At 60.8% G+C, this 23,820-nt stretch carries 34 protein-coding genes; 27 read left to right on the forward strand and 7 right to left on the reverse strand.

Annotated elements, in window-relative coordinates:
- The first annotated feature begins 13 nt into the window (after positions 1–13).
- Positions 14–1,687: a recombinase family protein gene (locus tag Q0812_RS10185; RefSeq protein ID WP_302110225.1), complete on the forward strand. Its 1,674-nt coding sequence runs from the start codon at positions 14–16 to the stop codon at positions 1,685–1,687.
- Positions 1,688–1,694: 7 nt separating this feature from the next.
- Here the strand turns inward: Q0812_RS10185 and Q0812_RS10190 are convergent, their stop codons facing one another.
- Entirely contained in the window at positions 1,695–2,612 is a 918-nt protein-coding gene (locus Q0812_RS10190) for a hypothetical protein (RefSeq protein WP_302110226.1), read from the reverse strand.
- An 84-nt stretch (positions 2,613–2,696) separates the two neighbouring features.
- Here Q0812_RS10190 and Q0812_RS10195 point away from each other — a divergent pair, with 84 nt between their 5' ends.
- From Q0812_RS10195 to Q0812_RS10215, 5 genes are all read left to right on the forward strand, one after another.
- Positions 2,697–3,101, forward strand: a complete 405-nt coding sequence (locus Q0812_RS10195) for a hypothetical protein (protein WP_302110227.1) — start codon at positions 2,697–2,699, stop codon at positions 3,099–3,101.
- A gap of 491 nt (positions 3,102–3,592) precedes the next feature.
- Entirely contained in the window at positions 3,593–3,931 is a 339-nt protein-coding gene (locus Q0812_RS10200; RefSeq protein WP_302110228.1) for a hypothetical protein, read from the forward strand.
- A gap of 121 nt (positions 3,932–4,052) precedes the next feature.
- Complete coding sequence (locus Q0812_RS10205; RefSeq protein WP_302110229.1) at positions 4,053–4,319, forward strand: hypothetical protein; 267 nt, start codon at positions 4,053–4,055, stop codon at positions 4,317–4,319.
- Between the two features lie 467 nt (positions 4,320–4,786).
- Entirely contained in the window at positions 4,787–5,374 is a 588-nt protein-coding gene (locus tag Q0812_RS10210) for a hypothetical protein (protein ID WP_302110230.1), read from the forward strand.
- A gap of 31 nt (positions 5,375–5,405) precedes the next feature.
- Positions 5,406–5,681, forward strand: coding sequence for a hypothetical protein (locus Q0812_RS10215; protein ID WP_302110231.1), 276 nt, complete (start codon positions 5,406–5,408; stop codon positions 5,679–5,681).
- Here the strand turns inward: Q0812_RS10215 and Q0812_RS10220 are convergent.
- From Q0812_RS10220 to Q0812_RS10230, 3 genes are all read right to left on the reverse strand, one after another.
- Positions 5,678–5,896 carry a hypothetical protein gene (locus tag Q0812_RS10220; protein WP_302110232.1) on the reverse strand — a complete coding sequence of 73 codons (219 nt, stop codon included), beginning with the start codon at positions 5,894–5,896 and terminating at the stop codon, positions 5,678–5,680. The genes Q0812_RS10215 and Q0812_RS10220 overlap by 4 nt on opposite strands.
- Positions 5,897–5,951: 55 nt before the next feature.
- Positions 5,952–6,254, reverse strand: coding sequence for a hypothetical protein (locus Q0812_RS10225; protein WP_302110233.1), 303 nt, complete (start codon positions 6,252–6,254; stop codon positions 5,952–5,954).
- A 461-nt stretch (positions 6,255–6,715) separates the two neighbouring features.
- Positions 6,716–7,372 carry a hypothetical protein gene (locus Q0812_RS10230; protein ID WP_302110234.1) on the reverse strand — a complete coding sequence of 219 codons (657 nt, stop codon included), beginning with the start codon at positions 7,370–7,372 and terminating at the stop codon, positions 6,716–6,718.
- A gap of 369 nt (positions 7,373–7,741) precedes the next feature.
- Here Q0812_RS10230 and Q0812_RS10235 point away from each other — a divergent pair, with 369 nt between their 5' ends.
- The 4 genes from Q0812_RS10235 (at position 7,742) to Q0812_RS10250 (ending at position 9,042) form a co-directional block, all read left to right on the forward strand.
- Positions 7,742–7,957: a hypothetical protein gene (locus Q0812_RS10235; protein WP_302110235.1), complete on the forward strand. Its 216-nt coding sequence runs from the start codon at positions 7,742–7,744 to the stop codon at positions 7,955–7,957.
- Positions 7,954–8,211, forward strand: coding sequence for a hypothetical protein (locus Q0812_RS10240; protein WP_302110236.1), 258 nt, complete (start codon positions 7,954–7,956; stop codon positions 8,209–8,211). The genes Q0812_RS10235 and Q0812_RS10240 overlap by 4 nt, the downstream gene beginning before the upstream one ends.
- Positions 8,192–8,527 carry a hypothetical protein gene (locus Q0812_RS10245; protein WP_302110237.1) on the forward strand — a complete coding sequence of 112 codons (336 nt, stop codon included), beginning with the start codon at positions 8,192–8,194 and terminating at the stop codon, positions 8,525–8,527. The genes Q0812_RS10240 and Q0812_RS10245 overlap by 20 nt, the downstream gene beginning before the upstream one ends.
- Before the next feature lie 230 nt (positions 8,528–8,757).
- Positions 8,758–9,042: a hypothetical protein gene (locus Q0812_RS10250; RefSeq protein ID WP_302110238.1), complete on the forward strand. Its 285-nt coding sequence runs from the start codon at positions 8,758–8,760 to the stop codon at positions 9,040–9,042.
- Between the two features lie 19 nt (positions 9,043–9,061).
- Here Q0812_RS10250 and Q0812_RS10255 read toward each other — a convergent pair whose 3' ends face one another.
- Together Q0812_RS10255 and Q0812_RS10260 are read right to left on the reverse strand one after the other, a co-directional pair.
- Positions 9,062–9,295, reverse strand: a complete 234-nt coding sequence (locus Q0812_RS10255) for a hypothetical protein (protein WP_302110239.1) — start codon at positions 9,293–9,295, stop codon at positions 9,062–9,064.
- A gap of 155 nt (positions 9,296–9,450) precedes the next feature.
- On the reverse strand, positions 9,451–10,158 hold the full coding sequence (locus tag Q0812_RS10260) for a hypothetical protein (RefSeq protein ID WP_302110240.1): 708 nt from the start codon (positions 10,156–10,158) through the stop codon (positions 9,451–9,453).
- Positions 10,159–10,204: 46 nt separating this feature from the next.
- On the opposite strand from Q0812_RS10260, the gene Q0812_RS10265 reads away from it, so the two are divergent.
- The 12 genes from Q0812_RS10265 to Q0812_RS10320 all read left to right on the forward strand — a co-directional run bounded on the left by Q0812_RS10265 (position 10,205) and on the right by Q0812_RS10320 (position 20,936).
- Entirely contained in the window at positions 10,205–10,369 is a 165-nt protein-coding gene (locus tag Q0812_RS10265) for a hypothetical protein (protein WP_302110241.1), read from the forward strand.
- A gap of 322 nt (positions 10,370–10,691) precedes the next feature.
- Positions 10,692–10,823, forward strand: coding sequence for a hypothetical protein (locus tag Q0812_RS10270; protein ID WP_302110242.1), 132 nt, complete (start codon positions 10,692–10,694; stop codon positions 10,821–10,823).
- Positions 10,824–11,744: 921 nt separating this feature from the next.
- A complete protein-coding gene (locus tag Q0812_RS10275) occupies positions 11,745–12,776 on the forward strand; it encodes a DNA-methyltransferase (protein ID WP_302110243.1) in 1,032 nt (343 codons plus the stop codon).
- The gene (locus Q0812_RS10280) at positions 12,770–13,018 is read left to right on the forward strand and encodes a hypothetical protein (RefSeq protein WP_302110244.1); all 249 of its coding nucleotides are present in this window, start codon (positions 12,770–12,772) and stop codon (positions 13,016–13,018) included. Before Q0812_RS10275 ends, Q0812_RS10280 begins: the two co-directional genes overlap by 7 nt.
- Positions 13,019–13,147: 129 nt before the next feature.
- Entirely contained in the window at positions 13,148–13,600 is a 453-nt protein-coding gene (locus tag Q0812_RS10285) for a phage terminase small subunit P27 family (protein WP_302110245.1), read from the forward strand.
- A 3-nt stretch (positions 13,601–13,603) separates the two neighbouring features.
- Entirely contained in the window at positions 13,604–15,181 is a 1,578-nt protein-coding gene (locus tag Q0812_RS10290; RefSeq protein ID WP_302110246.1) for a terminase large subunit, read from the forward strand.
- Between the two features lie 713 nt (positions 15,182–15,894).
- Positions 15,895–17,184 carry a phage portal protein gene (locus Q0812_RS10295; RefSeq protein WP_302110247.1) on the forward strand — a complete coding sequence of 430 codons (1,290 nt, stop codon included), beginning with the start codon at positions 15,895–15,897 and terminating at the stop codon, positions 17,182–17,184.
- 397 nt (positions 17,185–17,581) lie between these two features.
- A complete protein-coding gene (locus Q0812_RS10300) occupies positions 17,582–17,752 on the forward strand; it encodes an HNH endonuclease (RefSeq protein WP_302110248.1) in 171 nt (56 codons plus the stop codon).
- 4 nt (positions 17,753–17,756) lie between these two features.
- On the forward strand, positions 17,757–18,392 hold the full coding sequence (locus tag Q0812_RS10305) for an HK97 family phage prohead protease (RefSeq protein ID WP_302110249.1): 636 nt from the start codon (positions 17,757–17,759) through the stop codon (positions 18,390–18,392).
- Positions 18,393–18,453: 61 nt separating this feature from the next.
- Positions 18,454–19,644 carry a phage major capsid protein gene (locus Q0812_RS10310; protein WP_302110250.1) on the forward strand — a complete coding sequence of 397 codons (1,191 nt, stop codon included), beginning with the start codon at positions 18,454–18,456 and terminating at the stop codon, positions 19,642–19,644.
- Positions 19,644–19,847 (forward strand): hypothetical protein, encoded by a 204-nt coding sequence (locus tag Q0812_RS10315; RefSeq protein ID WP_302110251.1) that lies wholly within the window; start codon positions 19,644–19,646, stop codon positions 19,845–19,847. Before Q0812_RS10310 ends, Q0812_RS10315 begins: the two co-directional genes overlap by 1 nt.
- A gap of 510 nt (positions 19,848–20,357) precedes the next feature.
- Positions 20,358–20,936 carry a head-tail connector protein gene (locus tag Q0812_RS10320; protein WP_302110252.1) on the forward strand — a complete coding sequence of 193 codons (579 nt, stop codon included), beginning with the start codon at positions 20,358–20,360 and terminating at the stop codon, positions 20,934–20,936.
- Here Q0812_RS10320 and Q0812_RS10325 read toward each other — a convergent pair.
- Positions 20,899–21,660 (reverse strand): hypothetical protein, encoded by a 762-nt coding sequence (locus Q0812_RS10325; protein ID WP_302110253.1) that lies wholly within the window; start codon positions 21,658–21,660, stop codon positions 20,899–20,901. The two genes, Q0812_RS10320 and Q0812_RS10325, sit on opposite strands and share 38 nt — an antisense overlap.
- Positions 21,661–21,678: 18 nt before the next feature.
- On the opposite strand from Q0812_RS10325, the gene Q0812_RS10330 reads away from it, so the two are divergent.
- Genes Q0812_RS10330 through Q0812_RS10350 form a run of 5 tightly spaced genes read left to right on the forward strand, consistent with a single transcriptional unit; the run spans position 21,679 to position 23,797 of the window.
- The gene (locus tag Q0812_RS10330) at positions 21,679–22,035 is read left to right on the forward strand and encodes a head-tail adaptor protein (RefSeq protein ID WP_302110254.1); all 357 of its coding nucleotides are present in this window, start codon (positions 21,679–21,681) and stop codon (positions 22,033–22,035) included.
- Complete coding sequence (locus tag Q0812_RS10335; RefSeq protein ID WP_302110255.1) at positions 22,035–22,433, forward strand: HK97-gp10 family putative phage morphogenesis protein; 399 nt, start codon at positions 22,035–22,037, stop codon at positions 22,431–22,433. The genes Q0812_RS10330 and Q0812_RS10335 overlap by 1 nt, the downstream gene beginning before the upstream one ends.
- Positions 22,430–22,822 (forward strand): DUF3168 domain-containing protein, encoded by a 393-nt coding sequence (locus Q0812_RS10340; protein WP_302110256.1) that lies wholly within the window; start codon positions 22,430–22,432, stop codon positions 22,820–22,822. The genes Q0812_RS10335 and Q0812_RS10340 overlap by 4 nt, the downstream gene beginning before the upstream one ends.
- A 58-nt stretch (positions 22,823–22,880) precedes the next feature.
- Positions 22,881–23,330 (forward strand): phage tail tube protein, encoded by a 450-nt coding sequence (locus Q0812_RS10345; RefSeq protein ID WP_302110257.1) that lies wholly within the window; start codon positions 22,881–22,883, stop codon positions 23,328–23,330.
- On the forward strand, positions 23,330–23,797 hold the full coding sequence (locus tag Q0812_RS10350; RefSeq protein WP_302110258.1) for a gene transfer agent family protein: 468 nt from the start codon (positions 23,330–23,332) through the stop codon (positions 23,795–23,797). The genes Q0812_RS10345 and Q0812_RS10350 overlap by 1 nt, the downstream gene beginning before the upstream one ends.
- Positions 23,798–23,820: the final 23 nt, after the last annotated feature.

Genomic DNA, 23,820 nt, shown 5'->3' on the forward strand with positions numbered 1-23,820 from the left:
TATGGGCCGCCCTATGCCGAACGCCGTCATCTACCGCCGCTATTCCACTGACGAACAAGAGCATGGGTCAGGCGACACGCTGGCCCGCCAAGCTGAGCGATGCTCCGCGATGGCGGAGGCGCGGGGCTGGACGGTCGTCGAGACGCTAACCGACCGGGGCAAGTCGGCCTTCAAGGGCGAACACCTCCGCGATGGTGAACTGGGCGCGTTTGAAGCCAAGGTTCGGGCGGGAGAGGTCGCGCCAGGGACGGTGCTGTTGGTCGAACGTCTCGACCGTCTCTCGCGCCGCCCGGTGCCTGAGGTCATGGCGTGGATTCACGCCATGACCACGTTCGGCATCACGGTGGCCGTGGCCGATGTCGATGAGGTCTATGGCGCTAGCGTTGACCTGGGCACCTTCCTCACCACGGCTATCAGGGCAGCCACCGGCCACGAGGAATCCCGGAAAAAGTCGGAGCAAACCCTGAAGGCGCGGGAGCGTCTATGGCGGCTCGCTGAGACCAAGACCGGGCCTTGGGCCAATCTCGCGGGGAAGATTCCAGGGTGGCTGGTGCGGCGGCCCGATGCGAGCGGCTTCGACGTGATCGAAGAACGAGCCGCCATCGTCCGCGAGGTTTACGAGTTATCGGCTGACGGTCTGGGTGTGATCACCATCGCCAATCTCTTGAACCAGCGGGGGCTCAAACCCTTCGCCGCACCCACAGTGTATGAGGGGCGGCCTTATCAATGGAGCCGCTCAGGGGTTCGACAACTCCTGACCTCGACAACCGTTGAAGGCGATTTTCGACCTCACAGCGGCCCCTACGCTGGGCGCATTATCACCGAGTTCTATCCCCGCGTTGTCGATGCAGACGTGGTTGCGAGGGCGCGGGCAAACCTCGCCTCTCGCGCCACCGTGAAGGGTCAGGGCGCGAGACAAGGCACGACCAATCTCTTCGCGGGTCTTATGAAATGCGGCGAGTGCGGTCGGCGGGCCTTCCTCACCTCCGGGGTGAAGAAGGGTCGCCGCTACAGCTACGTTAAATGCGAGGCAGCCCAGGAGGGGCGTTGCTCCAACCGCGCAGGTTATGCCTATCCGGCGTTCGAACGGTCCACTCTGGACCTCATTATCGACCTCGCGCTCGATGATCGAGTCTTCGCCGCTACAGGTGAACTGAAGGCGGCGCGCGTTCGGGTGGCGGAAGTCGAAAAAGCCATCGAGACGAAGGCTGCCGCACGGGCGCGGCTACTGAGCCTGTTTGCAGCGGGCGACGACCAGTTGGCCGATATGATCGCTCAGGCGAAGGCCGACCTGGATGCGCTCAATGCGGAACTCGAAACGGCCAAGCTAGAGGTCGCGCGGGCATCGGGTCAGGTCAGTGGGATCGAGCACCTTAAGCGCGTCAACGATATCAGGGCCGCCGCTATGTCTGAGGATGCAAACGAGCGGGAGCAAGCACGGGGACGGCTCAGGGTCGCCCTCTCAACCATCGTCATGGCCGTGGATATCGAGCCCGTCGAAGGTCGAAAGGTCTTCACGGTCATCCTGAAGGGCGGCGTGATGGCCTTCCGAATTGACGACCGTGGTAACTTGGTGAAGGCCCTTAGTGATGCGGCAGGGCAGCCTCTGTGGGCGTTCCTGCCTCCGGAGGCCCAAAACGACCTAAGACCGCTCATCGACCGCATTGAGAAGCTGAGCGCGGCCTAGAGCCCGACTAGCGGAGACCCATGATGCGATAGGGGGCCTTCAGGGATTTCTTTGGCCGCTCTTTCGCGCGCAAAATCACCTCATCGCCATCGGGTCCACGCACCGCGAATACGGTCGCGTCCCCCAGCGGGCGGCTTTCCGCTTCCGCGAGCGAGCGCAAAGCTTCGAAGGCATCACGAGCGAGTTCGTTGGCCGCCTCATCGATGTGGCGGAGAAGGTCATCTAGGCGATTGATGGTCGCGAGACTGCGCGCGGCATTGTCGGCATCAAAGCCCGCTTGGACTACTAGGCCCTCGACCTCTCTTACCTCAAGCGTTTCCTGGAACCGCTCGCGCTCTAGGGAATACCGGTCTGCCGATTTCAACAAGGCGCTGTGCTGCCGATCAAGGTTCATCACCGCGTTCAGGAGGCTATCGCCCACGATCTCCTTCGCGGCCCAAACCTCATCCGTTGTGAAGCTGAGGCGTTCTGGCAGGTTCCCCCAAGGCATCACGCGCATGCACAACGCGTGAATAACCCGAACGTGCGGCTCTAGCTCAGGTCCGGCCTCGGCCTCCGCAACTTCCCGCGCCAATCCCTCCTTGGCCTGTCGAAGCGTGTCTCGCAGGGAGGAAGCGTCCGAGTAGATGTAGGTGGCCTTCTGGAAAATCGCGAAGGCCAGAGCTTTGACACGCTCCGCCCTTTCCCGCTGACGGTTCTTGTGAGCTACGCGTTCGGTGCCCCACACAGCGACGGCGGCACCCAAGATCGCGCCGATGATACCGATCAGACCACTGACGATTGCGCTGACCCATTCGCCACCCCCGTCTGCTTCTGGAAGGACGCTCACAAGCGGCTGGGATGACGCGTGGGCAGAGGATGCTCCAAAGGCGGCGACTGCGAACGCCAGGCCGGTCAAGACGCGAAACCGCAGCGCGCCGGTCATCCATGTGCTCCGTGCCAGACCCTGAAGCCAAGCTTACAGGAGACGTGTCCCGCTAAATACCCGGTGACAGACTGGGTATTCCCGTTGGAGTTCGACGAGACCCGCATCAGCGAGTTTGCTGGTTTCATCTATGAAATCCGGCACCGCGCCACGGGGCGCGCATATATCGGTCGGAAGTATCTCCAGGCCCGACGCAACGGGCGGACGGTCGAGTCGAATTGGCGCATTTATTGGGGATCGAGCGAGGCCCTCGCTTTGGACCTCAAGCGTTTCGGGAAGGCTGCCTTCGAGCGGCGAATTCTCTCACTTCACGCAACGCGGGCCGAAACGGACTTCGCGGAAGAGCGAGAGCTTTGGCGGCGCGACGTTCTCGCGGCGGTGCTGCCGGACGGGTCTGCTGCATTCTACAACAGGCAGATCGGCGCGCGCTGGTATCGCGTCACGGTGGACCGGTTCTCGGGTGGAACAAAGATAGAACACATGCGATGACTCCGAACCATGCGGATTGGGGACACGGTTCAGCTTAAGCGCGCGCTCGCCGTGGCCTGTCAGTGCGGCCACACCGTCCATTTCACGCCAGCCCAAGCCGTAAAGCGGTTCGGCGGTGAGACCGATTTCTCTGTCCTTCGCTCGAAACTCCGTTGCCGCGCCTGCAATCGCCGAAAGCCTTGGGTGGCCCTAGCTGACAGCGAAGACGGAGCCTCGCCATTCGTCGCTTTTCTGCCCGGCGGGCTGATGCTGCGATGCTTGGGGTGTTGGGTCGAGACCTGGGCCACGGGAAAAGAGTCCGCCGCGATCTTCGGCGCATCCGCGACAGTCGATGACGTGAGGTCTCAGGCCCGCTGCCGGTGCGGTGGCGCGATGGCGGTCAGCGTTCGGGATGAGGTGCCGAAGGATCGGCGGCCTTACACACGTGCCTAGCGCCCTTGCGCGCTAGGGGATTCAGCTTAGCCTTGGAAGCTCAACTTTGGCGGCCCTGTATGGAAACCTACATCGTCGGCTTCGGCGTTCCCCTACTGACGGGCATGGCATGGTTGGCTTACGCCCATCCAGAGGCATATGCCAAAGTGCACGGGCCGCTCATGATCCTATTTGGCCTCGCGTTCTTCGGTGCCGGAGGCATCTCCGTCGGCATCTATATGTCGTTGGGTGAGTTAGCATCGCGCCTCGATGGGGACGCATACCGGATGATTGCCCCCTGGGGAGGTTCAGTCAGATCAACCCTCGGGAAGGTGATGTTTGGATGCGGGAGCTTGGTGTTTTACAGCCACCTTCTTGCCGGTCTTCCGCTGCTACTGAAGAAGCCGTCTGCGGCTTGACCGGCTAGCGACCGCCCTCGCGGACCCCGGCGCGGCGCATCATCGAGCCCAGAGTTGCTCCGTTCAGGCGGCAGGTGGCGACAACGCGGTCATAGGAGCGGCGGCCTGCGAGACAGGCGACTTGGCGGCCCATCACGAGGCGGCGGAGAGTATCGCGGGCCTGGGGGCCGGTAGGCTCGCTCAGTTCAGGGGCGTTGAAATCGGCAAGGCGGACTTCGACCCAAGTTGCGCCGTTCGAGCGACCGCTGACCTCGACACAGACCATATCGCCGTCACCTACGTATCTGACCGGGCCGCTGAAGGTCTGACCTGGACTTGGAAGGGGAGCCTCACAGGGGTCGGCATGCGCCGCACCGGCTATGGCGATGAACCCAAGTGCGAGGGCTGATAGGGCGAACCGCATACCTCGCATCATGAAACGAGGTTGAGCGCGATCAAGCCGATAAAAACGACCCCAGCAAACCACGTGAGGTTTCTGACCAGAAACCGCAGCGCGATAACAATTTCTCGCACCGCCACAAGCGATTGGGCATCGGCTTGCGCCCCATCCCACTCGATAGAGAGGTGCGACCGATCCTTTTTGGGGCCACGACCAAACACTACGGATTCCTCAGCATAAAGACTTTTGCTGGTTCCGTAGGGGGAAGAGGAATTATTCAATGGCGACCTTCGCCACTCTAGAGAGACACTTATGTGACAACTTGATGACAGCCGCTGCCGGTATGATGGGTCTCCTGTAACCCACTGTCACTGTGAATATTTTTCTTCGAAATTTCTTATCCCCAGGACTATCACAAAATGTTTCTGAAGCGCCCTTGCCGGGGTAAGCTCGGGATGAGGGTCCAGGGGTTACGGATGGAATGGGAACTGGCTCCGCCAACATGGGAAGCCGCCGCCATTCTTTTGAGCGGTGTTCTGGCGGTTGGCGCGGCTCTGTATGTTGGCCGCCGCCAAGTCGAAATCGCTACGCGGCAGATTGAACTTCAGGCAAGGCTCGCCAACCTCGAAGCCCTGAAGATCAGAGCGTCGCTCTATGAAAGGCGGGTTGAGATCGAGGATGCCACCAACGACTGGCTGATCGCCACCGTCATGGAGGGCCGACCACCGCGCCGCTTTAAACGGGTCCATATCGATGATCCCTTAGGGCCTGAAGAAGCGGCCACGGCGCGACGGTTCCGCGACGGAGTAGCGAGATCACGTCACCTCTTTAGCTCGAAGATATATGACCGACTTTCAGCCCTTCAGCGCGCGGGCCGCGAGCTTGAGAAGGCCGATAGGGAAATGTGGCGCGAGATCAAGCAAGCCGAACGAAAGGGCCGTGAGCCCGAACTGGCCACGGCGCAGGCGAAGAAGGACGACGCGCTCAAGGCCATCGACGAGTTCCTCGCAAACTCCGCCGCCATCTTTGGCCCGGAACTGAACCTGAGCGAAATGATCGACTGAAGCGGTCACAGAGGCACCGGCTAAATACGGCATGCCCCGCCGCTTACTCGCCGCCCTCCGCTTCCTATGCCGGTTGCTCAACATCTTGGAGCCGGATGTCGGCTACCCCGTCCTGTCGATCTCGAAGCTCTCGATGTGGGCGACCCTGTGCCTGACCATCTTCATGGCGATCAAGAACCCTTCGTCGGCAGAGCTTGCGGCGGCCCTGGGGGCTCAGGTCGCGGCCACGGCCAACTATGGATTCCGCCGCTGGGTGCAAATGAAGACCCGCAAGGGGACGTATGGACCTTCGGCGGACGGGGCCTAGTCGAGCCGCGTAACGCGAGGCGCGACCGCCAAGCCGAAAAAAGTCGCCTGATTCACGTCGGTGAACTCGAAGGTGTAGGCCCACTCAGGGTTCGGCTGCCCTGGATTCAGCCGCTCGGCGAACTCTCGCGGCTTCTTGAGCTTGAGGGTTTCGCGAAGGGCGCGGACCTCGGCTAGCTGTTCTGGAGTAGCCTTGAAACGCACGGCGTATGTCATGCCCAGTTATGTAAGAAGCTTCGCCGTTCCTTCAACCCAGCCCCCTTGCAGCGTCTCAGTCGAGCGGTGCGGCCTCGACCGCCGTCACCCACTCCGACCACCTGAGCTTGAACATCACCGCGATGGGCAGGCTGGGCAGGCTGAGCCGGTAGCGATGAACGCCCTCGAAGAGCCGGGTGAGGATTTCGTGCGGCGACTTGCAGGTTCCGGCTGGGGCGCTGACCCGCTCTAGCTCGTAGCGCCCCGCCGCCTCATCGAGCCATTCCACGATTTCCTCCATGACCGCCTTTGGAGCCTCGAACTCCAGGATCGTCAGCGGCCCCTCAAGTCGGGGTTCAGGTGTGACTGCGATATGCATGTGGTGCTCCCATTGGCGGGTTTCGTTCCCGCTCTTCCTTATTTATGCGCGGTCCAAATCGGGTTCTGTCCGGCGTTTACCCGGCGGCGCGCTTTTTCTTTTCCCCCATTTCTCTTTTCTCTTTTGTATCGAGAGGCGACAGCCCCTTTTAGTTCACGTCGAGGCCGCAGGCCGAAGGCGTGTTAGTCGAGCGAAGCGAGATGTGACCAATGGGTCATTTTCCGATATCGCGCTAAGTCCGCGTTGCACGCTTAGCTAAGCGCGCATATCCAGTCATTCTTGCGCCTCGACAGAGGCGATCACTTTCTTCTTCGCGACATGAGTCGCTTTAGTTATAAGGGATTGCGCGTCGAAGGCCGAAGGCCGGAGACGTTGCACGCTTAGTAACTAAAGTTTATAACTGGAATACTTCTTACATACATAGTTACTAAGCGTGCAGCATCGATGATGCCGCCGTCGAACTAAGAGGCCCACTTGCCAGCGGCGAACGGAACGGCGGCGTAGCGGAGTTGAGCCACGGCCCCGGCCACCAACGGGTCGCCATTCACGAGCCGGTCGGTCCACCCTTTCAGCGCGAGCGGCGCATGGGCGGTGTGCGTGGCCAGGATGAACTGACGTGGGCTTCCCGCCTCGATGTCGAGGATTACCATCTGATGTGGCCGATAGCCCCTGGCGGATTGGACCGGCCCGAATAGGAAGTCCGTTCCCTCAGCATCTTCCCGCATCGCCTCCATATCCGCCTTCCAGGTTTCGGCCTCAGCCTTGACCCGCATACGCTTCAGGCGGCGCTTGAATTGGTCATTCGTCCATAGGGCGACGTTGACCTTGTTCTTAGCGAGCTTCTTCAGGGTGAAGCCCTGATCGGGGATGGGCTCAGCGAAGAACTCGATGGTCAGGCCATACCGGTTCTGGGTCGGCTTCAGCTTCTTCGTCAGGCTATTATCCCAAAGCGTCACCTGGAGCAGGCGAAGGTCGCCGGTCGGAGGGATACCGGCGAAGCGCGGCTCCCATGCGGGGGATGCAGCGTCATATTGGTCGAGCACCTCCCGTAGCTGCATTCGGATGATGCGGTCTTCGAGTAGCTCCCGGAATGCGGGGTCGTTGAGTGGATGGATCATTGAATAGCCCTCAGCCCAAATGGAGCGCGAGAGGCTGGGTGGGGCTGTAATCACCGAAGTCGGGGACATGACCCCCCGACCGCCTCTCGCAATAATATTTATGCAAGATGGCGCTTTGCCGCGTCGATATATTTGTCCAAAGCATAAATACGCACATGAAGATGTGCAGGAAGTGCGGCGCGGAACTCGTTGTGGGTTTAAACCACTACGAGTCGCAGGCCAAAGGTTGCAATTATATTTGTAAGGGCTGCCACCGGGCCATCATGGGGCCACGTGTGCGACTATGGCAGCAAGCCAACCGCGAGGCGCAGGCCGCTAGGGTGCGAGCAAGCTTTGCCCGGCGTAGGGCCGCTCGCCTGGAGGGTCGTCATGACCCTCAATGAGCGCGCCAAAGACATCGGTGGCGGCCTTCTGGCGATCTTTGTGGGCAACCTGCTGCTGATCGCGGCGGCCCTTCTCATCGAGATACCGGCCTCGGGGTTCGTCGAGGCTAGCCTTTGGGTGATGGCGATCTTCGGCAGCGCCGTGGCGGCCTTGGCGTGGGGCCTAGGCGCGCTGGCCATCCGGGCGGGGCTGAAGCGATGAGCGAGGGGCCTTGGACCTATTATGTCCGCTCTAACGTCGGCGGCGTCATAGATTGGCTCAACGACAATGCGCTGGGCGATGCGACCTACGAGTTGGTCACCGTGCACGTCGGCTTCGAGGCGAACCGTCTTGGCGGTTGCAACATCGACGTTCGCCCCGGCCACCATCGGGTGACCTTCCGCCGCGACACCGATGCGGCCCGCTTTAAGCTCCGTTTCTCCAACCAACTCTCTGATGAGCCGCCGACGCGATAATCGGTCGGCTGAGGCCCGTGCCTATCGGAAGCTGTATGGGACCGCTCGATGGCGGGAGCGGCGGAGGGAGCAACTGACGCGCGAACCTCTTTGCCGCTTTTGCCTCGAAGTCGGTGAGATCGTTCAGGCCACGGTCGCCGACCATGTGATCGAGCATCGAGGCGACCCGGACCTGTTTTGGTTCGGTGACTTGCAGAGCCTTTGTGCGACCCATCACAACGCGGCCAAGCAACGCATCGAGCGCGGCGGCTATGACTGTGCCGCCGATCTCCAGGGCTACCCGCTGGACCCCCACCACCCCGCAAATCGCCGCTAAGGCCATTTTCCGGGCCGCTGAGGGCCATCGGCTGAAAACCCGCTCTCCGACACCCGCTTCGAGCGAGAGGCCCCTCAGCGGGCTTCTGAGAGGGTCGTCGTCAAGTAAAAAATGAAAGTGGTCAAGTAAAAATGATTGTTGTTGACGAAACGAAGAAGTATGACATTTCGTTGATCTGTGGGTCGTCCAATAGTGCTAACCCACGCACACTCACGCCCGGAGGAACGCAAATGCGAAAAGTCATCGACGGCAAGATTTATGACACCGAGACAGCTATCAAATTCAGATGGGAAACAATGGATCGCCTCAAGGACATTCTAGGCAGAACACCCCCCGAGTTTTTGCATATAAATGGCCACCCTACATTATACAGAACTCCTAACGGCAACTGGTTCCTAGCGGCTGATCGATGGAATACTATTTACAAGCTCACGCCGGATGAGGCGCTCGCCATCCTATCAGCTACGGCCCCGGCGGAGGTGTGCGAACTCTATTTCGATCTCGAAGAAGCTTAGCGGTCTCATTGCCGGGCCGTCATCCGCCCATGACGGCCCCAATGATCGTTGCGCCCGCTCCGATGGCAGCGGCTCCCCAGGCGAGGTAGCGGGTGCGGAGGGCATCAAGCTGCCGGGTGCGGAACGCTAGCCACGTGTTGGCTCGTGCCAGCAGATCGCCTTTGAACTCACCTCGAACGATGGCTCGCTGCACATAAGCCGTGCCAAGCCGGTCGAAGAAGCGTTGGGGGTCGTGGGGTTGGTAGAAGCCCATGTGTCACCTCAGGTGACAGACCATGAAGTGCATATTAACCGTATTGTAAAGTTAGTTCGCCTTTCCCGCGCACCAAAAAAACGAATTATTCGCGCGTCAGGCGAATAATTCCCCTGCGAAGCGAAAAATACGCCCGCGCGGCTCCGCCGCAAGTGTTATCGTATACGATCCACCACGATGTCGAAGTTCTCGCGCCGCATGATGATGAAGCGATCAGGGTCGCACCGCGCCACGAGGTTCTCAGAGCCAATCCACATCACCCTGGCGCGAGGGCAGTTGGGCTGAGCGTCGATGTAGGAAGGCCGAGGCAAAAAGCCATCAGCAACGTAGATCACGGCGGGTGCGGCCAGAGTCGCCAAGCCCGCGCCGATCAGCGCAGTCAACATCATGGGCCGGGCTATCTTTGGTGCGCGCTGATGAGAGCCGAAAAATGTATAGTCCATCATGATTCCGAGGAATGGGACACATACTGCAAAAGTGTATAAAATCGGACCTGCGGCATTTGCCCTTGAGAGAATATACACCACAGCAACAAGAAGTAGTGTCTGCCAAATCACGAACGCCCATTTCCAGCGCGTGATCTTTATAGCGATGTCGCTACCGACGTGCTGAGCGAGCGCTAGGATCGTCGCTAGTGAAAGCGCGATAAGATAAGATGAGAAATAGGTGATGCCGCTAGTGATTATATCGTCCGGACTGGCTACGGCTGTGAACGATAGGCCCCAGCGGGCGAAGACGAAGCTCCCAACCAAGGAGCTACCGATGAATGAAAACGCACCCACGATGCCCACGAGTTCGAGCCACTGGCTCATGCGGATCGCAGTGAGTCGTGCCAATATTGTGCGGTAAAGGGGTTCGGACATACCACCAGCCTCTAACGGCTAAGCTGCGGCATCAAGGGGTGTCGAGATGGCATTGCAAGCTGCCGTTCTGATCGTGGCCGCGCTCTGGCTATGCACCTATTTCGTCGCGTTCAGGCTCAGCGGCGAAGCCCAGGTGTGGGCTCATCGAGCCCTGATCGCCCTTACCCTGCTGGGATTGAGCGTCACCGTTGCACTCAAGTGCACGAATTAGACTCGTTTAATCCATTGAACCCACCCTCTCTGCGAGCGGGTGTAATGTTTGGGTGATGAACCCCAGCAAGCCTCCGAACCATGCGCGCGTTGTAAACCGTCAGGCACATCGAACGTTATGGTTACGTATGGTGGGCGTTTGGGGCGACGAGCCGCCCTGGTGTTGGAATTTGCTCGAAGCTTAATGGGCAGGCTTGCCCGAACCCCTTGGACGTAAGACAATGCGGCAGGATCGCATTCGAGATCACTTAGCCCTTATCGGGCCAGAGAAGGTTCGCGCCTCACTCCTGGCTGGGCATTGGAGCGCGAGGGAGAAGCCTTGCGTGCAAGAATGGCTGGCGCTGAAGGAGCGGCAGCTAACGATCAAGCTCCAACGTTATGCAATGTATGCAGCGGCTATCGGTGTCCCCATTGGCGTAGCGACCGTGGTCGTCATGCTGCTGCAAGCTGGATGATAAATAGGAATGCATAGAGGGGGTGGGTCGAAGACCACCGCCTCGCGGCCTGCTGACCGGCGCGGGATACGACGCAAAATCCCGCATATCTCAGCCCCATTTTGGTGATCGGCCCTTCGGCCATCGGATCTTTATTTATGGATGGGGGCGGCGCTCGCGCACGCCGTGCGCGAACCGCGTTCGCGAAGTCATTTCCGAACTCGACGCGAACGCCGTTCGCGAACGCATTCCGCGAAGTCATTTCCGAAGCCGACGAATTCACTGCTTGGATTACGCGCTCAGATATGAGCATCGAAATATGAAGCTTTCAGATCGCAGTCGGGAGAAACCGACGCTCAAAACGCGGTCATCGAAATCCGCTTCGCATTCTGCGTAGGAAAAATCCTACTCAAGTTCGCAACCTGCGAACCTCCGGTGTAGTGAAAGGTGGTGCCGACCACCACTCGCATCTATGCGACGGGCACTATCAATCGTGCGTAGCGCACGACCGGATGCAGTTTGCATACATTTTCTACTGGATATCTTGAAAAAAAGGTCTTGCCTGCCCCATTGGGTCAGTCTAGCTCTGGAGGTGCCTGGCGAGTCATCGTCTGGCAAAAGGCCCCCGGCGCGAGCCGAGGGCCTCCGTGGTCAATCTCCGGGCGCTGTCACGCCCGTTAGATGAAAGGAGAACTCTGATGCAGATGCGTCAGAGTGGGGAGCCAGGCAGGGGGTGGAGCCCCTGCATTTGGCGACCCACCCTCTTGTTGAGGAAGGCGGGCGGGCGGTCTCCGGGCCGCCCGTTCGCTTTTTGGCCGACTCTCGCGTGAAAGTCTATCTCTCAATGTGAGAAAGTCACTCAGAAGAGTTTGACCGTCGCCCGCTGTGGAGCCGTTCATCGCACTAGAAAGACGATGACTTCGCACCTTGCCTAAATAATAGGTGCGATGTGAAACCATAGGGAGGGCGACCCTTTATCTCGCCGATAGCAAAGACATTCTACCCGGCCTGAGCGGCATCGACGCAGTCGTCACTGACCCGCCCTACGGCCTGAGCTTCATGGGGCAGGCGTGGGACTATGAAGTCCCTCAAGCCGACCTTTGGCGGCATGCCTTCAGTGCGCTCAAGCCGGGCGGCCACCTCGTGAGCTTCTTCGCCAGCCGGACGTATCACCGGGGCGTGGTCGAGATTGAAGACGCGGGCTTCGACATCAGAGATCAGATCATGTGGCTCTATGGCTCAGGCTTCCCCAAGAGCCGGAACCTGGACGGCGAGTGGCAGGGGTGGGGCACCGCCCTCAAACCAGCCCACGAACCAATCTGCCTCGCGCGAAAGCCGTTCAAGGCGACCGTCGCTGCCAACATGCGAGAGCACGGGGTAGGTGCGCTCAATATCGACGGCTGCCGGGTTGGGAAGGCCGGAGGGACACGGAAGGCGCGGTCGGCCCGCAAGTCTGAGACATGCAGCGTCGGCGGGTTCCTGAACGCACGTCGCGGCCAACCTATCCATGGCGGTCGCTGGCCCGCGAACGTCATCCATGACGGGTCGGATGAGGTGATGGCGGAATTAGAGACCCAATCGGCGCGGGTAGGCATGCACTCTGCTGGGGCTCAAACGCTCAACCTAGATAAGGCCAACTCGCCATCTCGTGGCCCCGTGCCGCTATCCCCAGGGGGGCGCGGTTTCCGCATTGGCGACTCAGGATCAGCCGCCCGCTTCTTCTATTGCGCTAAGGCGAGCCGAAAGGACCGTGGCGACGGGAACCTTCACCCCACCGTGAAGCCGACCGCGTTGATGGCCTATCTCTGCCGGTTGGTCACGCCCCCTGGAGGCACCGTCCTTGACCCGTTTATGGGCTCGGGCAGCACCGGCATCGCCGCCCTCAAAGAGGGATTGAGCTTCATCGGCATCGAGCGTGATCCCGAATATTTCGAGATCGCCTGTCAACGGCTTCAAGCGGAGGCCGGATGCTGACTACGATCCCAGGCCGCGCACCTTTCATTTGGACCTTCCGTCTCGATGAGCCGGAGCTTGAACCGTTCCTGGCCTGGGTCGCAGAGGCCGCCCCTCAGGCGCGGTGCCACCTCGACGAAACGCTGAAGGTGACCCTTGCCGATGAAACAGCCCACGGCGAGTTCTATGGCTGCCTCATAAGTTCGGGGTGGCTCGACGGTAAGTTCGAGAATAATGACGCGGAAGATGCGGCTGATGTATAAATAGAACTGCCGGGGCGACTATCTCCCATATCGCTCCGGTGTTGCTTACGAGAGTTTGTTGTTTCTCTCTGGACGGTAGGAGGCGCGGGTCAAACCCGCGCCTCCTTTGTCTCAAGCATAAATACAGGCATGCCAGGAGGAAGACCCCCCACGCCGACACGCCTGAAAGAACTGGCCGGAAACCCCGGTAAGCGACCCATCAACCGCCGCGAACCCAAGCCGACCGGTGGCGCGGTCGCACCCAAAACCCTAAGCCGGGATGCCCTAGCGGCCTGGAAGCGACTGATCGGCTCGATGCCGGAAGGCGTTTACACGGTCGCCGACGAAGGCTTGCTCGCCGCCTATTGTGAGGCCGTCGCCTTGCATCGCCGCGCCACGGCTGAAGTGGCCGCTCAGGGCGCGGTGACGACAGGATCGACTGGCCAACTCACGGTCAGCCCGTGGGTGAAAATCAAATCCGATCAGGCCCGCCTTATCACTGCGATCGGCGCGCGCCTTGGCCTCGACCCCGCCGCCCGGTCGAGCCTTCAACTCCAAGCCCCCGATGAGACCCCTGACGAGTTCGGCGGTCTCATCCAGTGACCCGTGGCGGAGGTGGCCCGGAATGCCGGGCGCGCCCAGCGGGTCATCGACTTCATTGAGAAGCTCAGCCTCGCACCGGGCGTGCCTTTCAAGCTTCGCGAATGGCAGCGGAAGTTCATCCGCGACATTTACGAGCCAATCGACCCTGAGCGCCCCGGCAAACGGAGAACCCGCCGCGCCGTTTTCAGTGTGGCTCGCAAGAACGGCAAGACGGAGATCGCCGCCGCCATCATCCTTGCCCATTTGATCGGTCCGGAGGCCGAATACCGGGGCCAAATCTATTCCGCCGCCAATGACCGCGAGCAAGCAGGTTTCGTTTTCGACGTTGTTCGGAAGTTCATCGACCTATCGCCGGGGCTTCGCGAATACCTAACTGTCGTGCCGTCCACGAAGACCGTCTTCGTAAAGCGGTCGGACGTGAAGGCGGCGGGCTCGAAGTTTCGCGCCTTGTCGGCGGACGCGGGCACTAAGCACGGCCTGAACGCATCGCTCGTTGTCTACGATGAGCTAGCTCAATCCAAAAACCGCGAACTCTACGACACTCTTCGGACCTCCCAAGGCGCGAGGGCCGAGCCCCTCTTTCTAGCCATCTCCACTCAGTCGAATGACCCGTCTAGCGTCATGTCCGAACTCATCGACTTCGGGCTTTCGGGCAAAGACCCAACGACTGTCTGCCATCTCTATGCGGCTCCGGAGGGTTGCGACCTTCTCGATGAAGAGGCTTGGCGCGCGGCCAATCCGGCATTGGGTGACTTTCGCGACATTCACGAAATCAGGACTCTCGCCAAGGAAGCCAAGGCGCTCCCGACGGCAGAGCAGAACTTCCGCCTTCTCTACCTGAACCAGCGGGTCAGCCAGCACGCTAGCCTCATCACAGCGGCGGATTGGAAGGCGTGCGAAGCATCGTTCGAGTTCGAGCCCGGCGAGCCAATCTACCTGGGCCTCGATATGTCGGTTCGCACCGACCTAACAGCCCTGGTGGCGGTGTCCGCCCTCGACGGCAGCCGGGTCAAGGCGTGGTTTTGGAAGCCGGGCGACTATCTCGACGAACACACCACGCGCGACCGCGTTCGGTATGATCTCTTCGCGGCCAACAACCTTCTCTTTGCACCTGAGGGCCGCTCTATTGATCCCCAGGCCGTGGCGTTGCGTGTCGCCGATCTCGTTGGCCGGTATGACGTGCGCGGCCTCGCCTATGACCGGTGGCGAATAGACGAGTTCCTCCGTTGTCTCGACGCTATCGGCCTAGAGGCCCAGGAGGGCGAAGGCGCGGGGCTCCGTCTCGTCCGCTGGGGGCAGGGCTTCGGAGATATGGCTCCGGCCATCGACGCGTTCGAGCATGCCGTCCTTGAGGGTGACCTCCAACATGACGGCCATCCGCTGCTGACGTTCTGTGTGATGAATGCGCTCGCGGTTTCAGACGCGGCAGGGAACCGGAAACTCGACAAGGCGAAGAGCCGCTTCCGCATCGACGGTGCAGTGGCCTTGGCTATGGCGCTGGGGCTGAAGGCACGGGACCGGCAGACGGCTGTTGCGGTGAGTCCGTGGGAAGACCCTGAGTTCTCGATTCAGGTGGCGTGAAAATAATCCGAAACTCCTCACTTCGAACGATAGCGCGGCCACTATCGCACTCCACCAGCACATTCTGACTCCCAATCCACAAAACATCACAAGACTCATCACCTACAATCATTTGCCCTTGGTCCCCCACGTATCCCCTGTCCATCACCAGGGTGAATGATAGGCCCAGCAACATAAAGCCAGTGAGGCATGCGGCAAATAATCTTAGCTTTGGAGTGCGAGTAGTCTCCGATTTTTTGAGAAAGGCAAATCCAGCACCGAACATGGCTATCGCGCCAAGCCCAAACAATACAAGCGTATAATGCGTGTGATGGAACAGGCGGAACCTAATTATGACTAATGGGATGATTAAAGTGAGTAACATTAGTGTGGCAACTGGCCAGTCGGACTTCAATCGACCTGACATCCATCTCCCTACGGCAATCGACGCGGAGAAAAATGACAATAAGCAAAGTAGTTGAATTCCGCCCATCAGGACATCTGATGGACTTGCTACCTGTAGGTATGGGACCCCCCAATACATGAATATGATGCTGTTCGCCACGGCGGAGAAAAAGAAGGCCACGCCGCTCATAAGGGCGGAAATCTCAGCCACAAACACTACCGGCTCACGGTAGCGTTTCCAGCGCGCTTGCCGCACTTCTCCCATGACCGTGCCCCCCGTTGGCTGATCTATTCGGCGGCCCGCCTGACCCGCTCAGCTAAATACTGCCATGAGTTTCCTTGGCAGCATTTTCGGCAGCCCCCAGCCCAGAGAAGACCGCTCTCTCGAAAATCCGTCAATCTCGCTGACCGATGCGTCGGCGTGGCGGTCGCTCTTTGGCGGCGGCGCGGCCTTCTCCGGTGAACTGGTGACGGAAGACGCGGCCCTGGGCGTTCCCGCCGTATGGACCGCCGTCAATGTCATCGCTGGCTCCATCGCGAGCCTGCCCCTTCATCTCTACAAGCGTTCACCTGAAGGCCGTCAGCGGGCGGAAGCCGACCCGCTAGACCGCATCGTCCACGATCAGGTCAACAGCGACTACCTCACCAGCTTCGCGTGGAGGAAGTGGCTCGTCACCCGGCTGCTGCTGACGGGCCGTGCCTTCACCTTCATCGAGCGCGGCGGCCACGGGCGGGTCACCAACCTATGGCCCCTCGATAGCTCGCGCATGGCTATCGAGGTGCGCGATGGCCGCCGCGTCTACCGCTATCGCCGACACGACGGGCGCACGGTCGAATACGGTGCCGGTGAGATCATCGATCTCGTTTGGATGCCGGGCGCGGATGGCATCAGTCACGTCAATCCACTCGACCGAAACCGCAACGCCATCGGCCTAGCCATCGCCGCCGAACGCTACGCCAGCATCATGTTCGAGAATGGCGGCATCCCGCCACTCGCGCTGAACGGCCCCACGATGTCGCCTCAGGCGGCGGCGCGCGCCTCTGGCGATATCGCAGCGGCCTTGAAGGCAACCCGCGACGAAAAGCGGAACGTGCTCATCACGCCGACAGGCTACGACCTGAAGCCGATCGGGTTCGAGCCCATGAAGGCTCAGATGTTGGAGCTTCGGAAGTTCCAGATCACCGAGGTTGCTCGGGTCTTCAACATTCCCCCGGCCTTCCTGCAAGACCTCTCGACGGGCACCTACTCCAATACGGAGCAACAAGACCTCGCCTTCGTCAAACACACGCTCACGCCGTGGCTCGAACTGATCGAGCAAGAGCTAAACGCCAAGCTTTTCAGCGACAAGAACCGCACCAACTTCGTCGAATTCAACCTAGACGGCATGCTTCGCGGCGACCTCGCCACCCGCATGACCGCCTATGCCCAGGCCGTGAACGCGGCGGTGCTCACCCCGAACGAAGCCAGAGCCATCGAGAACCGCCCGGCCAAGGAGGGCGGCGACGATCTGCTTATCCAGGGCGCGACTGTAAAACTAAATACAGTTGGCGCAATGAAACAGGAGAGTGATGCCGAAGGGATACCCGCTATCGGGAAAGAGAAAGACGAAGACGTTTGAGGAAAAGACGACAGGCCGCTCTTGTAGGGCTTGTGCGGACGCTCTGACGCTCGAAGCAAACTGGAATCTTAGTGCGGCGCGAGTAGGGGTTTACCTCTGCCGACCGTGCGAAGCGGAGAAGCGGGCTCGCTATGACAGCGCGGACGCTCGTCGCGCGTATCGCCAAAAGGTTCGGCGCAAGGCGGTGGATCGCCCCTGTCGGCAATGCGGCATTCAACTCATTCTTGGGGAATACCTCACCGAAGGGCGGCGAGCGGCGCGGCAATACCTCTGCCGCGCGTGTTGCACGTTGGAGGCCAAGGCAACCGGACGGTCGGGCCGAAAAGCGCGGCGGAGGGCCACGCCGCCGAACGCGGACTTGGCGGCCATCACGGCGATATACCGACAAGCTCAAAGGATGACCGAACTGACCGGCCATCCTTGGCACGTTGACCATATCGTTCCGTTGTCGCGCGGAGGATTACACCACCAAGACAACCTCATCGCCATGCGTGCCGACCTCAACTTAGCCAAAGGCGCGCGATACTGGCCGTGGCTGCGCTGGTTCAATGAGCCCTCAGATAAATAGGGGCATGACCAAAGAAATCCGTTCGTTCGAACTCACCGACGTTGAGGTCCGCGAGACCCAGGGGGAGGGCGAAGCCCGAACCCTGACCGGTTACGCCAGCGTCTTCGATAGCCCATCCGTGAACCTGGGCGGTTTCATCGAACGGGTCGCGCCAACCGCCTTTACCCGCTCCCTCAAGGCTGCCGCCGAAGGCGAGTCGAACATCTTCGCGCTCTGGGCGCACGATAGCTCGCAGCCGTTGGGTTCGACGGGCGGCGGAAAGCTAAGCCTGGAGGCCGATGAAAAGGGCCTGAGGTTCTCCCTCGACGTGGCCCGGATGACCCCGGCCCAACTGGACGCGGCCCGCGACGGCGAACTCCGCATGAGCTTCGGCTTCTCCGTTCGGCATGACGAATGGACCGAAGGTGAAGACGGGCTCCCGCTTCGCACCCTAGTTGACGTTGACCTTTTTGAGGTCAGCCCGGTCATCAGCCCCGCCTATCCCGACACATCGGCGGCCCTGAGGTCGCTTGATGAGTGGCGATCAGCGGAATCGAAGCCGGAGCCGAAGGTTCGCGCCGATCAGACAAAAGAGTTCCAAGAACTACGCACGCGTCTACTCAAGCGGTTCGCTGAATACAAGATCAATCGCGGCGAGTAACGGACCCGCAAAGATAAATAACTCCGAGACGACCACTCCCGGTCTGATTGGAGTTATTGGAATGAATGTAACTGAACTTCGCGCAAAGGCGCAGAAGATCGCGCACGAGGCCCGTGCGAAGCTCAACGAGATCAAGGAAGACAACTCGAACGCCGCTGAGGTCGAGGCCACTTTCGACAAGATGATCGCTGAGGCGGATGCCCTAGAGGCTCGCGCCAAGCGCATTGAAGACCTCGAAGCCCGCGAAGCGGCCTGGGAAGCGGCGGATGTCCGCCGCCCTGTCGAAGATCGCTCCGTCGAGGCTCGCGGGTCAAAGAGCCTGGAAGAGCGTCAAGCCGATGCCTTCCGCACCTATCTGAAGTCCGGCGACACCCAGGAGCTTCGCGCCCAATCCGTCGGCACCGCCTCTGAAGGCGGCTACCTCGTTCCGACCATCCTGGCCAACGAACTCATCGTGGGCATGAAGGCTTACGGTCCGCTCAACAACGATGGCGTGGTTTCTTACGTTCGCACCGCTACCGGCGCTCCCATCAACTTCCCGACCCTCGACGACACCTCGAACAAGGGGTCGAAGATTGGTGAGAATACCCAGGTCTCGTCGGCCTCCGTCGCCTTCGGCACCAAGGCGCTCGATGCTTACAAATACACGACCGGTGCCGTCCTGGTTTCGAAGGAATTGCTGCAAGACGCATCCTTCGACGTGTCGGCCATCGTCACCGCCGCAATGGCGGAACGCATGGGGCGCATTATCAACGAGGTGATGACGACCGGCGACGGCTCCGGCGACCCGAACGGGATTGTCACCGCTGCCGCCAACGGCAAGACCGCCGCTTCGACTTCCGCCATCGCGGCTGACGAACTGATCGATCTCATCCATTCGGTTGACCCGGCCTATCGTGGCCGCGCCTCCTTCATGTTCGCGGATTCGACCCTCAACGCCCTTCGTAAGCTGAAGGACTCTGAAGGCCGCTACATCTGGCAGCCCGGCCTCGTTGCCGGTGAAGCCGCCACCATCCTCGGCCACAAGTTCTATGTGAACTCCGATATGGCCGCGATTGGCGCGGGCACTAAGTCGGTGCTCTTCGGCGACTTCAGCCGCTACTACGTGCGGCAGGTGCTGCCGTTCGAGATCGTGCGTCTCACCGAACGCTACGCCGACTACGGCCAAGTCGGCTTCATCGGCTTCGCCCGCTACGACGGCGAACTGATGGATGCCCGCGCGGTCAAGGCTCTGACCCAGGCGGCCTCCTAATGAAGGCCCGGCTGATCGTTTGCATGGTGGGTGCTGATCTCGTCCGCGAGATCGGCACCGTCATCGAAGGCGATGAGGCCGTTCGCCTGTGCGAGGCCGGTCTAGCGGTGCCTGTGACGGATACCGCCTTCGAGACGGCTACGTCTGAGGCAGCCTTCGAGACGGCCACCGCTCGCCGCGCACCAAAGAAGGTCAAGCAATAAAACCCAGAGAAGTGATGTCGCCGCTTGACCTGAGAGGCCCCGGTTCACGCCGGGGCCTTTTGCTTGCTCGCTAAGAGGAAGGGCGGCTGCGATAGTGGCCGCGCACATAGGTGCCATCGCTGCGGTAATAGCCCGCGACCGCGACGGTCTTCGGCCTGCCGGTGGCCTCGCTGATATCGCCATAGCAGGAGCCGTTCTCAGCGCAGAGCGCGGGGAGGCTTCGCGCGCGTTCAATCTGAAGGCGGCGGCTTTCAGGCAAGGGCTGAAGGCGGGGTCGGTCCGCTTGCGTCTCAGCAATGGGCGGAAGGCGAGGGCTCTCCCTTTCAGGCGTGAAGCCGAAGTTTGCAGCCTGCCTTTCTTGGGCAGTGAACCCAAAGTCCTGGCTGGTGCTAGGCGCGTCCCTTGCGCACGTCGATAGAACGCCCAGGCCGAAGAGCGCGCAAATCGCGCCGACCTTCAGTTTGGCTTCCCCCCGGTCCATGGCCTGAACCCTACCGGATAAATACCGGCATGTGGAACAGACTAACCCGCGTCGAAGCCCCGGCTGAGCCGCTCCTGACGACCGCTGAGGCCAAGGCTCAGCTACGCGTGACCCATGATGAGGATGACGCGCTGATCGATGGCCTGATCTCGACGGCCACCGCCTTCATTGAAGGGCCGAATGGATGCGGGCTCGCGCCGCTAACTCAAACGTGGCGGCTCTCCCTGGATGGCTTTCCAGCCGGGCCGATCACGCTGCCGCTTAGCCCGGTTCAGGCGGTCGAGGCGATCACCTATACCGATGAGGCCGGTGAGAGCCGCACCCTCGCTGCCTACGCCTTCGACGCTGACGTTCAGCCAGGGAAGGTCTGGCCTGCCTATCAAGCTTCCTGGCCAGCGGCGCGGCTAGCGCCTGGGTCGGTCAAGGTGACCTTCACGACCGGATACGGTGATGCCTCAGACGTGCCAGCCGACCTTAAACATGCCGCGTTGATGCTGGTCGGCCACCTCTATGAGAACCGTGAGGCGACCGCCGCCGTGGCCCTGTCCGAGGTGCCGATGGGGGTTGAGGCTATCCTGAGCCGGTATCGGGCGCTGCCGGTGGGCTAGAGCGCCGTCTCTTCCTCAGGCTATTCCGCTTAGCCTTTGAGAGTCGCGGGTCACCTTCAGTCCGTATCGACGCACCAAATGTGGGTTTTGCGCGCACTGATCTGAAACCGGGGCTTGGAGGGATGCGATCTAATGGTAATTCGAGAGATGGCTGGTCTCGCACAGTGATGGAAATCCGCTGTGCCCCCATATCCCTTGCCGTTTTGAGCAAGCGAATAGCAGCTTGTTCGGTCTTCGGTGTAATTTTGTCGAAACTGAACAAAACATCGATGGGCAGATCATCAGGGCGGGGCCGCCTGCCGCCCTTCAGGGGCAGTAATTCCCAGAATGGTTTGCCAAACACGACCTGCCACACAAACGCGCCGATGCCAGCGGCTCCGCCCGCCATCTCCCAGTCGATCCCAAGCGACCCCATTCTATTGGTGAGATGCACGGCAACATCGACAGCAAAGGTGAGTTCAATGGAGCCACGCTTTGGGCTGGTCACCAAATACATCAGTGCGTGGTGCTCACCTTTCCCGAACTGATCGTCACAGGCCAGAATATAGAGGCTCTCCATCGACTCGGTGAGGCGCACCACTTCCTGCAAGGCGAGCAACTGGGGCCGCCCTGGCTCCCACTCGAACTTGATCCGGGTAACATCATTGAGCACCGCGCTTCTCCGACAGCGATGGCCTTCTTCGTCGCGCACCTTAGCCATTGCTCGAAGTAGGGAAATGGCCAAGCCAGATAAATACTGGCGATGGCCTATCTCCCACCGTCAGCCGGAGCCCTGAGAGAGCGCGTTCGCATTGAACGCCGCTCAGCCGCGCCTGACGATATGGGCAATGAGGTCGCGGCGTGGGCTCCCCAGGCGACCGGCATTCCGGCTCGCATCGCTCCCACCAAGGGCGGTGAGGGAGTTCAGGCGGGCCGCCTAGCTGGCCTATCCGCGTTCGACATCACGGTTCGAGCGACTTCCGCCACCAATGCCATCGGCCCGGCTGACCGTCTCGTCGATGAACGGTCAGGGCGGTCGTTCAACATCAAGTGGGCGGGATGCCTCGACGAACGAGGCCGGTTCATCACCATCCTGGCTGAAGCCGGAGGGGCCGACTGATGGCCTCCGGCAGCACATGGAAGGGCTTGGCGGAGTTTCAGCGGCGCATCGACGCCTTGCCGGATCACGTAAGAACGGCGGCGCGCCAGGCCCTCGAAAAGAGCACCGACGAGGCGGTCAGCCTCATCCAGCGCAACGTCGCCACTCATCCCGATGCGCCGCATATCCGCGACACGGTTCGCGCTGAGCCGGGCCGCTCAGACCTGTCGATAGATGTCGTCATGGGGTCGGAGGAAGCCCCATACGCGGCCCCTCTTGAGTTCGGCCACATGGCCCCGGACGGCTCGCACGTTCCGGCCCAGCCGGTTTTCTATCCCGCCGTGAAAGTGGTGCGAAAGCGGCACCGCTCGCGCATCGCCAGAGAGGTCCGCAAGGCCCTCAAGGACGGCCCGAAGTGAGCGAGCCCGCCTACGCCCTTCAGAAGGCCGTGGTCGTCGCCCTCAAGGGGGCGGGGGTCTGCGCTGGGCGCGTCTATGACCGGGTGCCTACCCCGGTGACGTTCCCATTCGTGCAGATTGGCAATGACAGCTTCAGCGAAGCCTATGACCTGGGGGCCGACTTCACCGAGTGTGATGTGACGGTTCACGTCTACAGCCGCGCCGTAGGCAAACCCGAACTGAAGACGATCACGTCCGCCGTCCGCGCCGCGCTCGATCAGGCCCTCAGTCTAGACAGCTTCGCCATGGCGGAGGCTCGCTTCACCGGCAGCCGCTATTTCACCGACCCGGACGGCCTGACAGAGCACGCCGTGCTCACGTTCGAATACCTCGTGCAACCCCTCGCCTGAGACCGGCTGCCGAGGCCGCAAAGATAAATACTCCGAAGCCCCATTCGGAGTATTATATATGGCAACTATTCAGAACGTTCTTGGTGAAACCTTCCTAATCCAGATTGGCGACGGTGCGGAGACCGAAGTTTTCGCTCATCCCGCCCTTATCAACACCAAGCGCAGCATAAACTTTTCTACCAACGTCGAGAGCGACGAACTCGTCGATATTTCCGATCAGTCGGCTCCGGCTCAGACCGTTCGCCGCGTTCGCTCCACTGATCTGAAGGTAGACGGTTCCGGGCTCATCCATGGCCCGGCTCTCAACGAGTGGGTGGCTTGGTCGCTGAGCGGCGAAGTCAAGAATGTAAAGGTCACCAAGACCGGCGCGGGCGCATCGGGCGGCTTCACCATCACGGGTCCGTTCGTTCTGACCGGATTCCAGATCGACGCTGAGCGCGTGAAGTCGGCTGAATGCCAGATCACGCTCGAACAAGCCGGGGCGCTGACCTACGCCGCCACCGCCTGATGTTCGATCATCAGCCCGAAATCAGCCCTCGTTCGGCGAAGGTTCATTGCTTCGTCGGCGAGGGCTATTTCGATCTCCGCCTTCGCATTGGCGAACTCATCCAGTTGCAGGAGAAGCTCGATAGCGGCCCCTCCGCCATTCTAGGCCGACTGCAATCCGGTGATTGGCGCATCGGCGACATCACTGAGACCATCCGGCTCGCGCTGATCGGCGGGGGCCTGGGTCAGAAGGAAGCCTTCGACCTCGTGACGCGAAACGTCCGCGAGGGCTATCTCATCCAATATCAGACGGTCGCCCTGATGGCCCTCTATGCGGCGCTAGCCGGGGTTGAGGATGACCCCATCGAGGGGGAGCCTCAGGCTCCGGCGACAGTGCCGGAGCCGACAGAAGAGAACTCGTCCGTTGGAGTTCCTATTTCCAGTTCGCCGGAGCCGCGAACTATACGCCCCAGCAAATCAAAGAAATGAGCCTTTGGGAGTTCCGTTGCCTC

Source organism: Peiella sedimenti (assembly GCF_030504955.1).
Taxonomy (GTDB): domain Bacteria; phylum Pseudomonadota; class Alphaproteobacteria; order Caulobacterales; family Caulobacteraceae; genus Brevundimonas; species Brevundimonas sedimenti.